Annotated in this window: 11 protein-coding genes and 1 tRNA gene; all 12 read right to left on the minus strand. The window is 52.1% G+C overall.

All coding sequences use genetic code 11. The annotated features are described in order from the left end of the window. Positions 1–453, minus strand: a 453-nt coding sequence (locus PUE40_RS06975) for a GTP-binding protein (RefSeq protein ID WP_277672117.1), incomplete at its 3' end; no start/stop codon positions are given. A gap of 43 nt (positions 454–496) precedes the next feature. Further along, positions 497–573, minus strand: a tRNA-Thr gene (locus tag PUE40_RS06980). 167 nt (positions 574–740) lie between these two features. Next, positions 741–1907, minus strand: coding sequence for a butyrate kinase (buk, locus tag PUE40_RS06985; protein WP_277672327.1), 1167 nt, complete (start codon positions 1905–1907; stop codon positions 741–743). Positions 1908–1976: 69 nt separating this feature from the next. After that, positions 1977–5684, minus strand: a complete 3708-nt coding sequence (locus PUE40_RS06990) for a phosphoribosylformylglycinamidine synthase (protein WP_277672328.1) — start codon at positions 5682–5684, stop codon at positions 1977–1979. 8 nt (positions 5685–5692) lie between these two features. Beyond that, the gene (gene purD / locus PUE40_RS06995; RefSeq protein ID WP_154554622.1) at positions 5693–6952 is read right to left on the minus strand and encodes a phosphoribosylamine--glycine ligase; all 1260 of its coding nucleotides are present in this window, start codon (positions 6950–6952) and stop codon (positions 5693–5695) included. A 1-nt stretch (position 6953) separates the two neighbouring features. After that, entirely contained in the window at positions 6954–7562 is a 609-nt protein-coding gene (gene purN / locus PUE40_RS07000; RefSeq protein ID WP_277672329.1) for a phosphoribosylglycinamide formyltransferase, read from the minus strand. Then, positions 7555–8592 carry a phosphoribosylformylglycinamidine cyclo-ligase gene (gene purM, locus PUE40_RS07005; protein ID WP_277672330.1) on the minus strand — a complete coding sequence of 346 codons (1038 nt, stop codon included), beginning with the start codon at positions 8590–8592 and terminating at the stop codon, positions 7555–7557. The genes purN and purM overlap by 8 nt, the downstream gene beginning before the upstream one ends. 62 nt (positions 8593–8654) lie before the next feature. Beyond that, the gene (gene purE, locus PUE40_RS07010; protein ID WP_277672331.1) at positions 8655–9146 is read right to left on the minus strand and encodes a 5-(carboxyamino)imidazole ribonucleotide mutase; all 492 of its coding nucleotides are present in this window, start codon (positions 9144–9146) and stop codon (positions 8655–8657) included. Positions 9147–9252: 106 nt separating this feature from the next. Continuing rightward, positions 9253–10194, minus strand: a complete 942-nt coding sequence (locus PUE40_RS07015) for a LysR family transcriptional regulator (RefSeq protein ID WP_154554626.1) — start codon at positions 10192–10194, stop codon at positions 9253–9255. A gap of 109 nt (positions 10195–10303) precedes the next feature. Further along, positions 10304–11542, minus strand: coding sequence for an MFS transporter (locus PUE40_RS07020; protein WP_154554627.1), 1239 nt, complete (start codon positions 11540–11542; stop codon positions 10304–10306). 115 nt (positions 11543–11657) lie between these two features. Beyond that, positions 11658–12365, minus strand: a complete 708-nt coding sequence (locus PUE40_RS07025) for a B3/B4 domain-containing protein (protein WP_277672332.1) — start codon at positions 12363–12365, stop codon at positions 11658–11660. Positions 12366–12406: 41 nt separating this feature from the next. After that, a complete protein-coding gene (surE, locus tag PUE40_RS07030) occupies positions 12407–13690 on the minus strand; it encodes a 5'/3'-nucleotidase SurE (protein ID WP_277672333.1) in 1284 nt (427 codons plus the stop codon). Between the last annotated feature and the right edge of the window lie 125 nt (positions 13691–13815).

A 13815-nucleotide genomic window follows, 5' to 3' on the forward strand; every position in this document is an offset into this window, starting at 1 on the left:
AACCAGGTCGAGCAGCTCCTCGTCATCAACCATATCGCACTTGTTCAGGAATACGATGATGTAAGGTACGCCTACCTGTCTGGACAGAAGAATGTGCTCTCTTGTCTGAGGCATCGGACCATCAGTTGCAGCTACTACCAGAATAGCACCATCCATCTGAGCAGCTCCGGTGATCATGTTCTTTACGTAGTCGGCGTGTCCCGGGCAGTCTACGTGTGCGTAGTGTCTGTTCGGAGTTTCGTACTCTACGTGTGCGGAAGAAATCGTGATTCCTCTTGCCTTTTCTTCCGGTGCCTTGTCGATTTCATCAAATGCTACGTCTGCACCCAGACCGTATCTTGCATGCAGTGTCTTTGTGATTGCTGCAGTCAGAGTAGTCTTACCGTGGTCAACGTGACCAATTGTACCGATATTAATATGCGGTTTGGTTCTTTCGTACTTCTGTTTAGCCATTATCTCCCTCCTAGATTGTTTTTTATTTTTGTTTTAAAAAAATTGGAGCTGTTGAGCAGACTCGAACTGCCGAACCTCTTCCTTACCAAGGAAGTGCTCTACCAACTGAGCTACAACAGCACATCAACAATTAGAATTGTATAATAAAAAGTGTTCGCTGTCAAGCACAATCCCTTATTTTTTTCTAATCGTTTTTATTATTTTGATGTCCCCGTCTGTTTCTTCGTAATCAAGGGTTCGGGACCGAATTTATCATTCGGTCCCGCGTTTCCCGCTTCATTTTGGAATTAATTTTCCGGCACGGTGTATGGCTCTACACCTTCACAGATACGGATTCTGTCTACTGCAGATGCTTTGATTTCAGCGAAGTCCTGCAGCTCTTCCTCGCCACGGAGTACTCTCAGCGCACCACCGGCAAGAGCTTCCATCTCATATTCGCCCGGCATCATTTCAACCGGTGCAATCCAGTCTACCTTCTCTGCAATCTGAGAAGTGAGGTACTTGGAGTATGCGATACCGCCGGTAAGGATGATGCGGTCAACCTTTCCTGCAACCGGTACGGACAGGGTGCCGATGTCTTTTGCCACTCTGTATGCCATTGCATCATATACAACCTTTGCATACTTGTCGCCGGCTTCGATTCTCTTCTCTACCTCGATGGCGTCGGTCGTGCCCAGATGTGCCTTCAGACCGCCGTTTCCGTGGATCTTCTTCATTACGGTCTTCTCGCCGGCACCTTCGCTGAACTCCTTGAAGCACAGCTTTACCAGCTCCTTACCGCTGCAGCCGCCGCCTCTCTCCGGAGAGAAGTTTCCTTCGTCATCATTCACACAGTCGATGTTTACGCCCTTGTGATACAGACGGATGGAGCTTCCGCCACCCAGATGAGCAACGATGAAGGTGCACTCATTAAACGGCTTCTTCAGTACTTCTTCTGCACACTTAATGGCCATTGCACGAGTGTTCAGTGTATGTCCAACGGTGAACCGTGGGATTTCCGGAAGTCCGGTAACTCTTGCGATTGGCTGCATTTCATCGGTTCCGATGGCATCGTAGATGCATGCCGGAATACCGAATTCCTTGTGCAAGTCAAATGCAATCATGCTTCCCAGCAGGGATGCGTGCTTTGCGGTGTCTTCCGGTCTGGTCAGATAATCGATCATCTCCTGATCGATACCGATGGCACCGTGCGGGCATGCGATGATATTTCCGCCTCTGGAGCATACTGCAGTCAGTGTGTTCACGCCGATGCCGTTGCTCTCCAGCGCATTTCTTACTTTTTCGTTACGGAAGGAGAACTGGTCCAGAATATCGCTGAACTGTGCCATCTCTTCCTGTGTGTGACGAATGGTTTCCTTGAATACTTCTTCGGTATCATCATACACAGCGATTTTGCTGGATGTGGAACCGAGGTTCAGAACAAGAATACGTTCTTTTTTTGCTTCGTTAGCCATTGGTGTTAATCTCCTTTTCTCTTTTCCCCGGGATTTCAGACATTATCTCTGCCCGGATTTTGTAAAAATTTATTTCTTGAAGTACTCGACTGCGGATTCGAACAGCTTCAAATCAAACTCACCCGGTACGTTGCGGTACAGGCCTTTTCCGATTCTTTCCGAGTGTCCCATCTTACCCAAAATTCTGCCGTCCGGAGACAGGAGTCCTTCAATTGCCATAACGGATCCGTTTGGATTGTACTGAATATCCATACTTGGATTACCGTCAAGGTCCACATACTGGGTGAGGATTTGACCATTGCTGATGAGCACATCCAGGTCATCCTCATTTGCCACGAACTTACCTTCGCCGTGAGAAATCGGAACGGTCACGATGTCGCCTACCGCTGCCTTTCTCATCCACGGAGATTTCGTGGAGCATACTTTGGTGCGCACCAGCTTGGACTGGTGACGACCGATATCGTTAAATGTCAGGGTCGGGCTGTCCGGCGTCTGCATGGAAATTTGTCCGTACGGCAGCAATCCCAGCTTAATCAGGGCCTGGAAGCCGTTGCAGATTCCGATCATCAGACCGTCTCTGTCATTCAGCATCTTCATCACTTCTTCCTTCACGCCTTCATTTCGGAAGAAGGAGGTGATGAACTTTCCGGAACCATCCGGTTCATCGGCGCCGGAGAAACCACCCGGGATGAAAATCGCCTGGGATCTTCCGATTGCCGTCCGGAAATCCTCCACGGACTTCTTCAATGTATCTGCGGTCAGGTTGTTGATTACGAAAATTTCCGCTTCGCCGCCGGCATTTTCAACTGCCTTCGCCGAATCGTATTCACAGTTCGTGCCTGGGAATACCGGAATCAGGAAATGTGGTTTTGCAACGGCCACTCTCGGCTCGCTGTTGTCTCTGGAGCGGTAGGATACCTCTGCCGGGATGTCCTTCTCGTTGTCGCTGTGGAAGGTATAGATGGATTCCAGCTTCGACTCGTATTCCCGATTCATCTCCACCAGACGAATGTGGCCTTCGCCGCAAACGATGGATTCTCTATTCAAGGTCTTACCCAGAACCTCCATATCATCGGTCACGTCCACACCGCTGTTCAGTTCAACCACAAATGCACCGTACTTGTATCCGAAAATATCTCTCATTCCATACTTCCGGTCGAATTCGAAACCGATTTCGTTTCCGATGCACATCTTGTACACGGCCTCTGCCAGGCCGCCGTATCCCGGCGTGTAGCATGCCGCAACCGCACCCTGCTCTACCAGCCGGTTCAGCTCTTCGAAGTTCTCCAGGATGGATTCTGCGGTTGGCAGACCGTCCGGTCCGATTTCCGGCTCCAGTAAAATAACATTGTGTCCTCTGCCCTTGAATTCCGGGGATACCACGCGATCCAATTTCTCGGTGGTTACCGCGAAAGAAATCAAGGTTGGCGGTACGTGAATATCTTCAAAAGTTCCGCTCATGGAGTCCTTACCGCCAATAGCGCCGACGCCCAGTTCCATCTGAGCGCGGAATGCACCCAGTACAGCCGAAAGGGCGGTTCCCCAAGCCACATCGTTACTGCCCAGCTTCTCGAAGTATTCCTGAAGGCTAAGATACACGTGTTCGAACTTGGCACCGGTTGCAATCAGCTTGCAGATACTCTCTACAATGGAGAGGTATGCGCCGTGGTACGGGCTCTTCTCAGAAATGTACGGATTGAATCCGTATGCCATCATGGAGACCGTCTTCACATCCTGATCTCTGTGGATGACCGGGATCTTGTGAACCATTGCCTGAATCGGGGTCTTCTGGTAGCGTCCGCCGTAAGGCATCAGCACCGAACCTCTGCCGATGGTGGAGTCAAAACGCTCCGCCAAACCTCTCTTGGAGCATACGTTCAGGTCGGCCGCCAGTTCCTTCATGCCTTCGTAGAATTTTGCCGGAATCTTCTTCTCAAATTTCTGCGCGTGTTCGATGACCGCATCGGCCTTCTTTTCCGCACCGTTGGTATCCAGGAATGCTCTGGAGATGTTTACGATTTCCTGTCCCTTGAAGTTCATCACCAGGGAAGGCTCTTCCGTTACTTCTGCCACAACGGTCGCTTCAAGGTTCTCGGAGATTGCCAGCTCCTTGAATGTTTCCACATCCTCGGCCGCAACAACAACCGCCATTCTCTCCTGAGATTCGCTGATAGCCAGCTCGGTTCCGTCCAGACCGTCGTACTTCTTCGGTACGTTGTCCAGCGTCACGCGAAGTCCGTCTGCCAGCTCTCCGATGGCAACGGATACACCGCCGGCACCGAAGTCGTTGCAGCGCTTAATCAGCGTGGTTGCTGCCGGGTTGCGGAACAGTCTCTGAATCTTCCGCTCTTCCGGTGCGTTACCCTTCTGAACCTCTGCACCGCAGCTTTCCAGGGATTCTTCGCTGTGAGATTTGGAAGATCCGGTGGCTCCGCCGATTCCGTCTCTTCCGGTCCGTCCGCCCAGCAGAATAATCTGATCTCCCGCGGCCGGACGCTCTCTCCGAATATTCTCTGCCGGTGCCGCACCAACGACTGCGCCGACTTCCATTCTCTTTGCCACATAACCCGGATGATAGATCTCATCCACCAGTCCGGTGGTCAGGCCGATCTGGTTGCCGTAGGAACTGTATCCGTTGGCAGCGGTGGTCACGATTTTACGCTGCGGCAGCTTGCCCTTTACGGTTTCTGACGCCGGTGTCAGCGGATCCCCCGCACCGGTCACACGCATTGCCGCATATACATAGCTTCGACCGGACAGCGGGTCACGAATGGCACCGCCGATGCAGGTCGCTGCGCCGCCGAACGGCTCGATTTCCGTTGGGTGGTTATGGGTCTCGTTCTTAAAGAGCAGTACCCAATCCTGTTCCTCTCCGTCGATTTCCGCTTTGAAATCCACGGTGCAGGCATTGATTTCTTCCGACTCTACCACGTTGGTCAGCCGACCGTCCTTCTTCAGGGCTTTCACGGCGATGGTCGCCACGTTCATCAGAGTTACCGGCTTCGTGACATTCAGATTCTTCCGTGTGTTCATGTATTCCTCGAAGGTCTCGCTCACCGTCGGGTCCTTGAACTGCACATTGTGAAGGGTGGTATTGAATGTGGTATGTCTGCAGTGATCCGACCAATAGGTATCGATAACGCGGATCTCCGCTACGGTTGGATTTCTGTCCTCGCCCTTGAAGTAATCCCGTACCATTTTCAGATCTTCCAGATCCATGGCCAAGCCATAGGACTTCAGGAAGTCTTCCAGTTCACTGTCGTTCTTCTCGATGAAACCGTCCAGCGTTGCGACCGGCTGCGGTTCCGGATATACGGCCTTCAGCGTTTCCGGAATTTCCAGTGCCGCTTCTCTGGATTCTACCGGGTTAATCAGGAAGTCCTTAATCTTCGTCAGATCCTCGCCGGTCAGGTCACCCTCCAGAATGTACAGCACTGCGGAGCGAACCGTCGGAGCCTCATCGTGAGCGATGAAGCGCAGGCACTCTTCCGCCGAGTTGGCTCTCTGATCGAACTGTCCCGGCAGGTATTCCACAGCGATGACCAGCTTGCCGTCCAAATCCATTTCCTCGTATACGTCATCCGTCGGCGGTTCCGAGAAAATGCATTCCTTTGCGGTTACAAAAGCATCATCGGACAGGTCCTCTACCAGATACCGGTTGATTACCCGCACGCTTTCCACATTTGGAATCATCAGCACATCTCTGAATTCGTGAAGAAGTTCTCTTCCCTTTCCGGCAAAAGCTTCCCGTTTCTCAACATATAAAACCTTAACCATTATTCCTCCTATTTCACATCCAATGCTTTCGCACCAATATCTTTTCTGTAGTACATATTATCAAAATGAACGGTCTTCATTGTGGCATATGCCTTGTCCACCGCCTCCTGCAGAGTATCCGCCACTTCGGTCACTCCCAGCACTCGGCCGCCGCTGGTGCGCTGCACACCATCCTCCAGACGGCTTCCGGCAATGAAAATACGATCGTGTTTTTCCGGCAGGGTAATCTCAAACCCCTTCTCGTAGGACACCGGATATCCTTCCGATGCCGCAACCAGGCAGCATGCGCACTTATCCGCAAAGGAGAAGTCCACCCGATCCAGCGTCCCATCTGTGGTAGCCTGCATGATTTCAAACAGGTCTCCCTCCAGCAGCGGAAGCACCACCTGTGTCTCCGGATCGCCGAACCGCGAATTGTATTCAATGACTTTCGGACCGTCCTTGGTAATCATCAGCCCGAAGTAGAGACAGCCCTTGAATGTCCGTCCTTCTTTTTCCATGGCGCGAATGGTCGGCAGGAAAATCTTCTCCATGCATTCCGCCGCCACGTCATCGGTGTAGTACGGGTTCGGTGCAATGGTTCCCATTCCGCCGGTGTTCAGCCCCTTATCGCCGTCCAGCGCTCTCTTGTGATCCATGGAGGATACCATCGGCCGTACCGTCTTTCCATCGGTAAAAGAAAGTACGCTCACTTCCGGTCCTTCCAAAAATTCTTCGATGACCACCGTATCTCCGCTGGCACCGAATTTCCGCTCTTCCATAATCGTATGGATTCCTTCCACGGCATCCTCACGGGTTTCCGCAATGATAACGCCCTTGCCAAGCGCCAGGCCATCCGCCTTGATTACCACCGGAATCCGGCAATTCTGAACGTATTCCAGCGCCTTATCCATATCGTCGAACGTCTCGTATTCCGCCGTCGGAATTCCGTATTTTTTCATCAGGTCCTTGGAGAACGCCTTACTGCCCTCGATAATTGCCGCTGCCTTCGTCGGTCCGAAGCAAGGAATGCCCTTCTCATTCAGCATGTCCACTAATCCCAAAACCAGCGGATCGTCCGGTGCCACCACCACATAATCCATGTGTTCCTTCACGCACCACTCCGTAATCTTGTCCAGGTCCTTGGCACCGATTGCAACGCATTCCGCATCCTCCGCAATTCCGCCGTTTCCCGGCAGTGCATAGATTTCCGAAACCTTCGGGCTCTTCTTTAATGATTTGATGATGGCATGCTCTCTTCCGCCACCACCGATAACCGCAACTCTCATCCTATTCTCCTTCTGATTCATGTTCCACTATTTCCCGGGCCACGGTTTCCACGGCTTCCGGTAAAAGAATCCATTCGGCTTGCTCCATAATCCGGCGCTGCAGCGTCTCCGGCGTGTCATCCGGTTTCACCTCCACCGCCTTCTGCGCAATAATCCGACCACCGTCGGTCACCTCGTTGACGAAGTGAACCGTTGCACCGGAAACCTTGACTCCGTATTCCAGTGCCGCTTCATGCACCTTCAGACCGTAGAAGCCATCTCCGCAAAAGGATGGAATCAGGGACGGATGCACGTTGAGAATCCGGTCCGGATACCTCCGCACGAAATCCCGGCTAAGGATTTTCAGGAAGCCGGCCAGCACGATAATGTCAATACGATCTTCTTCCAGTAACTGAATCAAGCGGGCTTCGAAGTCTTCCTTTGGCAGGAACACGTTTCGAATTCCGGCCTTCTCCGCCCGCTGCAGTCCACCGGCTTTGCTGCGGTTAGATACCACCAGGGCCAAATCCCCGTGGGGGAGATCGCCTGCCTGCCACCGATTGATGATGGCCTGCAGGTTGGTTCCCCCGCCGGAAACCAGTACAGCAATTCTTGCCTTCTGCTTATTCAATGATAACTCCTTCGCTGCTCTTTACAATCTCACCGATAACCTTTGCATGCTCTCCGGCCGCTTCGATGATTTCCACCGCACGCGCCGCATCTTCCTTCGGAACTACAACAGTCATACCGGTACCCATGTTGTAGGTGTTGAACATATCTCTTTCCGGAATATTTCCTTTCTTCATCAGCAGCTTGAAGATTCCCGGAATTTCCAGCTCATCTTTGTAAATCTTTGCGGACATTCCTTCCGGCAGTGCTCTCGGAATGTTCTCATAGAATCCGCCGCCGGTGATGTGCATTACCGCATGCGGTGTCATTTCCTTGAACAGTGCCAGCATCGGCTTCACGTAAATCTTGGTCGGTGTGAGCAGCACCTCTCCCAGCGTCTTTCCGTCCAACTCCTCATAGGTCTTGTTCAGGTCGGTGTTCTCCACGTCGAATACCTTCCGAACCAGGGAGTATCCGTTGGAGTGGATTCCGGAGGATGCGATTCCGATGATGACATCACCTTCGCTCACCTTCTCGATATCGATAACCTTCTTCCTATCCACGATACCAACGGCAAATCCGGCCAAATCGTATTCGTCTTCCGGATAGAATCCCGGCATCTCCGCAGTTTCACCGCCAATCAGGCAGCATTCCGACTGAATGCAGCCTTCAGCCACGCCCTTCACGATGGATGCCACCTTCTCCGGAACGTTTTTGCCTACTGCAATGTAGTCCAGGAAAAACAGCGGCTTCGCGCCAACGCAGATGATGTCGTTCACGCACATTGCCACGCAGTCCAGACCTACCGTATCGTGCTTGTCCTGGAGGAACGCCAGTTTCAGCTTGGTTCCCACGCCGTCTGTTCCACTTACGAGAATCGGCTCCTCCATTCCGGTCAAATCCGGCTGAAGCAAGCCTCCGAATCCTCCTACCGGGGATGTATTTCCGAATACCATGGTCTTCGACACATGTTCCTTCATCAGCTCTACCGCTCTGTATCCGCTGGTAATATCCACACCTGCTTCTTTATAGCTTTCGCTCTGGCTTTTCATTTGTCCTCCTAAAAATAAAAATTTCGATACCTTACCTTTATATTGACTTCTTATAACATGAATCAGTTAAACTGTGCACTGATTTTTGCATCTTTCTCCACCACTGCATCGTGGGCTTTCTTCCGCTCATCCCAGAGCTTTCGGTTCAAATCCGGATCTCCGATAGCCAGCATCTCTACAGCCAGAATTGCCGCATTCTTCGCACCGTCAATGGCAACGGACGCAACCGGAATCCCCGGCGGCATCTGTACGGTAGACAGCAGTGCGTCCACACCTTCCAAAGCGGACGCCTTAATCGGAATTCCGATTACCGGAAGAACCGTATTGGCCGCAATCACACCGCCCAGGTGCGCTGCTTTTCCCGCTGCGGAAATCAGCACGCCGAATCCGTTCTTCTCCGCATTCTGTGCAAATTCAATGGCTTCCACCGGAGTCCGATGTGCGGAATACACATGCACTTCCGTCGGAATCTCATACTTCTTCAGCTCATTAATACATTTCTCTACTACTGGCAGGTCGCTGTCGCTCCCCATAATAACCCCAACTTTTTTCACGTTTTGCCTCCTGTAAGAAATAATCATCTAATATAATATTTTACCGTATCCGTTTTCAATGTCAACTGCTAAACCCCTCTGAAAACCACTTCCTACGGCATTTCTTTTATTTCTTTTCCGATTCCGGGGTCGGAATTCCCAGATAGTCCCGCAATTCCCGAATGTACAGCTGCGCGGTCTTGCTCAGAATGCTGTTTTTCTTCTGAATGTAGCCGATTTTCATCGCCTTGTCCCCGCCGATGACCGGATCGTTGAAAGGAACCGCCACGTAGTCTCCGCCGTTAAAGTCCTCACAGATGATACCGGAGCAGAGGGTGTATCCGTGCACCCCTTTCATCAGGTTCAGCATGGTGGCCCGATCGTTCACCCGGATGCACCGGGAATAGTTATTCTCCGAGAAAATCTCCTCCGCATAATACAGTGTAGAATCATCTCCTTGCTCAAATGTCAGATTCGGATAATCCGACAGATCCTGAAAATTCACGCTGTCCCGATCCGCCAGCGGATGGCCGCTCCACAGATACACGAAGGCGTCGCAGTCCACCAGTTCATGAAACTGCAGGCTGTTCTGCCGCAGGATCTTGGTGATGGCGTTTCGATTGAAATCGCTCTGGTAGATGATGCCGATTTCACTTTTCAGGGAAGCCACATCGCTGATGACCTCTTTCGTCTTCGTCTCCCGAATGGCGAAATCGTACTCCGCCAGGTCGTACTTGTTCACCAGATTCACAAATGCTTTTACCGCGAAGGAATAGTGCTGCATGGAAATCCCGAATTTCTGCTTCAGCCCCTCGTCATCGCTGTACTTCTGCATCACCGCCTCGTACTGGCTGTAGATCTCCCGAGCGTACAAAAGGAACTCCGCCCCGTCGTTGGTCAGCGTCACGCCCCGGCCGTTCCGGTGGAAGACGGTAATTCCCAGTTCCCGCTCCAGCTCCTTGATGGCACTGGTGAGAGACGGCTGGGTGATGTATAGGCGTTCCGCCGCCCGATTCATGGAACCGGCCTCCGCCACCGTAATGATGTAATGCAATTGATTCAGCGTCATGAAATTCCCCTTTCACCGTAAAAGAATATGTACTTATTATATAGGATTTTCGGGTATTTGAAAATAAAAAAACTGATACCCGCAAAGGGCATCAGTTTCCGGTGAAGCTTTATTTGTAGTCTTCGTTTACGCTCTTCTTGCTGGCGCCGTTGAGCAATACCCACAGTACCAGGGAAATCAGGGTGAATGCGATGATTGCGATAAAGCATGTGTCGTATTTTCCGCCTGCCGCTTCCAGGAGTTTTGCGGAGATCATCGGTCCCACAATCGCTGCCGGGAGCAGGGAGAAGTTGGCAATACTGAAGTTTGCCGTGAAGTTCTTCGGTCCGAAGGACAGGTTGGTGTATGCGGAAGTGATGGTCGGTGTACCGCCGTACGCCATTCCAACGAATACCAGACCCACGGTGATCAGCAGCAAGGAATTGGTCTTTCCGGCCAGCACCAGAAGGATTCCCGCAATCATCATGAAGGACACATTAATCAGTGTGGACTTCTTTCTGCCGAAACGGTCGAAGTTGTTTCCGGCAATGATTCGGCCCGCACCGTTGAACAGGGATACTACCATGCCCAGAATTGCGGAACCGCCAAATGCCAGGGAAATATTTGCGGCACTGTTGATTACCATCAGACCGGCCGAGTTGAGGGCAATCGCCCACAGGAAGAAGATCCAGAATCTGGAAGTCTTCAGCATCTCGCCGGCGCTGAAGCTGACTGCGGTGGACTTCTCTTCCTTCTCCTCTGCCTTTGCTTCTGCCGGAGCCGCCGGTGCTTCCGGTGCCTTAATGATGATGGCGCCGACTACCATTACCACGGTGATGGCAATTGCCAGAATCTTAAAGGTTGGGAACAGACCCTGTGCCGCAACCATGCCGGTTACAACGGAACCCAGCAGCAAGCTGCCCAGACCGAAGCCCATGAGCATGATGCCGGATGCCAGACCCACCTTATCCGGGAACCATTTCGTAATGGTGGAAATAACTGCATTATACCCGATTCCTACGCCGCCGCCGCCGAATACACCGTAGAAGATGTACAGCTTCGTCAAACTGCCGGCGGAATCTGCCGGATTCAGCATGGATACACCGAAGAATCCGATGAAAAGGCATACTGCGGTGATGAGGAATCTAACCTTCACACCCAGCTTCTTGCTGAGCTGTCCGCCGACGAATCCCCCCAGGCAGAAGCAACTGATGGAAATCGTGAAGGTCATGGATAACTGTGCAACTGTCCAGTCCGTGTAGATTTCACTAAACGGTGTTCTGAACAGCGACCATGCGTAGATCAAGCCCTGGAACAGCAGGATTACTGTTGCCACAGCCAGATACAACCATCTCTTGTTGTTGTTCATTTCTTTCTCCTTTAACGTTTTAAAATAGTGTTTAATAAAAATAGATAGAATCTATAAACATGAAAACGGCTCGCCTTTTGACCAGCCGTTTTCACGCACATGACGATACATTATATCACAATTCTGTCTCAAATTCCATGTTTTCTTTATCAATCATCCCGATTTTTACCGTGCCGCCCAGGTATTTTTCCGCCAGCTCTGCCAGCTCTTCCCGCGCGGCCAGAACCTCCTCCAGATTGCACTCGAAACCGTCGATGATGTACAGCATATGGGATGTGTTCTCGGTAATCATACCCTCATCTCCCTGTCTCCAGGTCCAGCGCCGAGTTCGCACGTGACTGCCGGTGGCATAGACCACCTCTCCGGCTTCCACCGGCTCCCGCTCTTCCGCACCGAATGGCAAGAAGGTGTCCCCTTCTTCCGATACCCGAACGCCGAAAGCACCGTCGATCATGGTATCCAGGTCATGGGCGCCGATGGGCAGGTGATGCTTCAGGGAAACTCCGTTCCCCAGATCCACAATAGTGTTGATGGCCGGCATTCCCTGTCCCTTGGCAATCCGGGTCATCAGCGCCTCTATGGCACACATGTATCGGTTGGGATTGATTCCCATATTCCGGAAGGCCTCCCGGTAGGGCTGCAGCTCCGGCTCATTCTTCACTTTCTTTCCGGTGTAGAATTCGGTGCACTTCTCCACGTTTTCCTGAAGAAACGCCTGAATCTCCGGATTGTTTCCGGTGTTGTCCGCGCCGGTTACGCTCACCAGCCCGAATTTTCCATCGGGAATTTTCTCAAAAACATCTTTGGTTACATAGAACTTCATCTCTCTCTCCCTTCTTGTAAACCCCTTTAACGTACCCTTTTCTATTCCTTCACGATTTCGGAAATCCGGCGGAAGGCCGTGTGTCTTGACGACCGCATCATCTGGTATACCAGCGTTTCATATGTGGTAATGCGGCAGCCTGCCTTCTCCAATTCCCGAATGGCCGTGTCGAAATCCCCTTTCTTTCGCGCACCGCAGCAATCCTTCAGGATGGTCACCCGGAATCCCCTTTCCAGAAAATCCATCGCCGTCTGGAGGACGCAGATGTGCGCTTCGATGCCGGCAATAATCACGTGTTTTGCCGTCATGCTTTCCATCTCTTCCTCAAAACCCGGTGCGTCGAAGCAGCTGAAACTCAGTTTTTCCAGCTTGCTGTATTCGTGCAGTGCCTCCCGAAGCTCCGGAACCGTCGCCCCCAGTCCCCGGGTGTATTGCTGCGACAGCAGCACCGGAAGTCTCAAGGCCTCGGCGCATCTCGCCCATTTTGTGACATTTTTCATCAGGTCTTTGGGCTTTCGCATGGCCGGAACCAGCCGCTCCTGGAAATCGATAAACAAACACAGGGCGTTGTCGTTGGTCATCCGCTGCATCGTTCGAAGGGCCGCACCGTCGGTGTAATCCATCCGAAGCGGCGTAATGGTAGCGTAGCCGTCGGCACAAGCTGCCACATCTTCGTCCTCCGGTGCCTCTTCCGGCAACTCGTAATGACCTCCGGCGTAACGGTACAGCGACTCCTCTTCCTCCACCGGAATCAGAGAATCCTTGAACCGCTTCGGGCCGCACTTCACGATTTTCGTCCCTTTAATCTTCCATGCCGGAAGGTCCGGCGCATTTACGTTCAATACCACAGAGGAATCCAGTTCCCCGGACATCTGCAAAAGTTCCGGAATCATTCCGCAGATGTACTCATAGTAATCCGGCTGATAGTGCTCCACCGACAGGGCAATGCCCCGAACGCCGGAAATCGCCCCTTCCATCGCGGCGCCCACGGTGCCGGAATAATGGATATCCGCACCCAGGTTCAGTCCCATATTGATTCCGCTGATTACATAATCGATGGACACGCCTTTTTCCGCCATCGTCTGCAGTCCGAACTTCACGCAGTCCACCGGCGTTCCGCCTACCGCGTACGCCTCCTCGGCCCCTCGAATCGAGCGAGATTCCACGCTCAGCTGTCCCTGAGCGGACATGGCCTGGCTCTTCGCACTCTGCTGCTCCTTCGGCGCAAAGACGTACACCTTCGTCGTCAGGGACAGGGTGAAAATCAGCTGCCGAATTCCCGCTGCATCAATTCCGTCATCATTTGTCACCAGTACGTTATACATACTTTTCCTCCATCTATACATCTACTATTCTAGCACGGAGTTCTCTCCGATACCACGCTATAAAAAATCTGCAATTCGCAATTTCATTCCGCCGTTTGCCATGCCCCCCGCCGGTGGGTATAATA

It is taken from the genome of Mogibacterium kristiansenii (assembly GCF_029224645.1).
GTDB lineage: Bacteria > Bacillota > Clostridia > Peptostreptococcales > Anaerovoracaceae > Mogibacterium_A > Mogibacterium_A kristiansenii.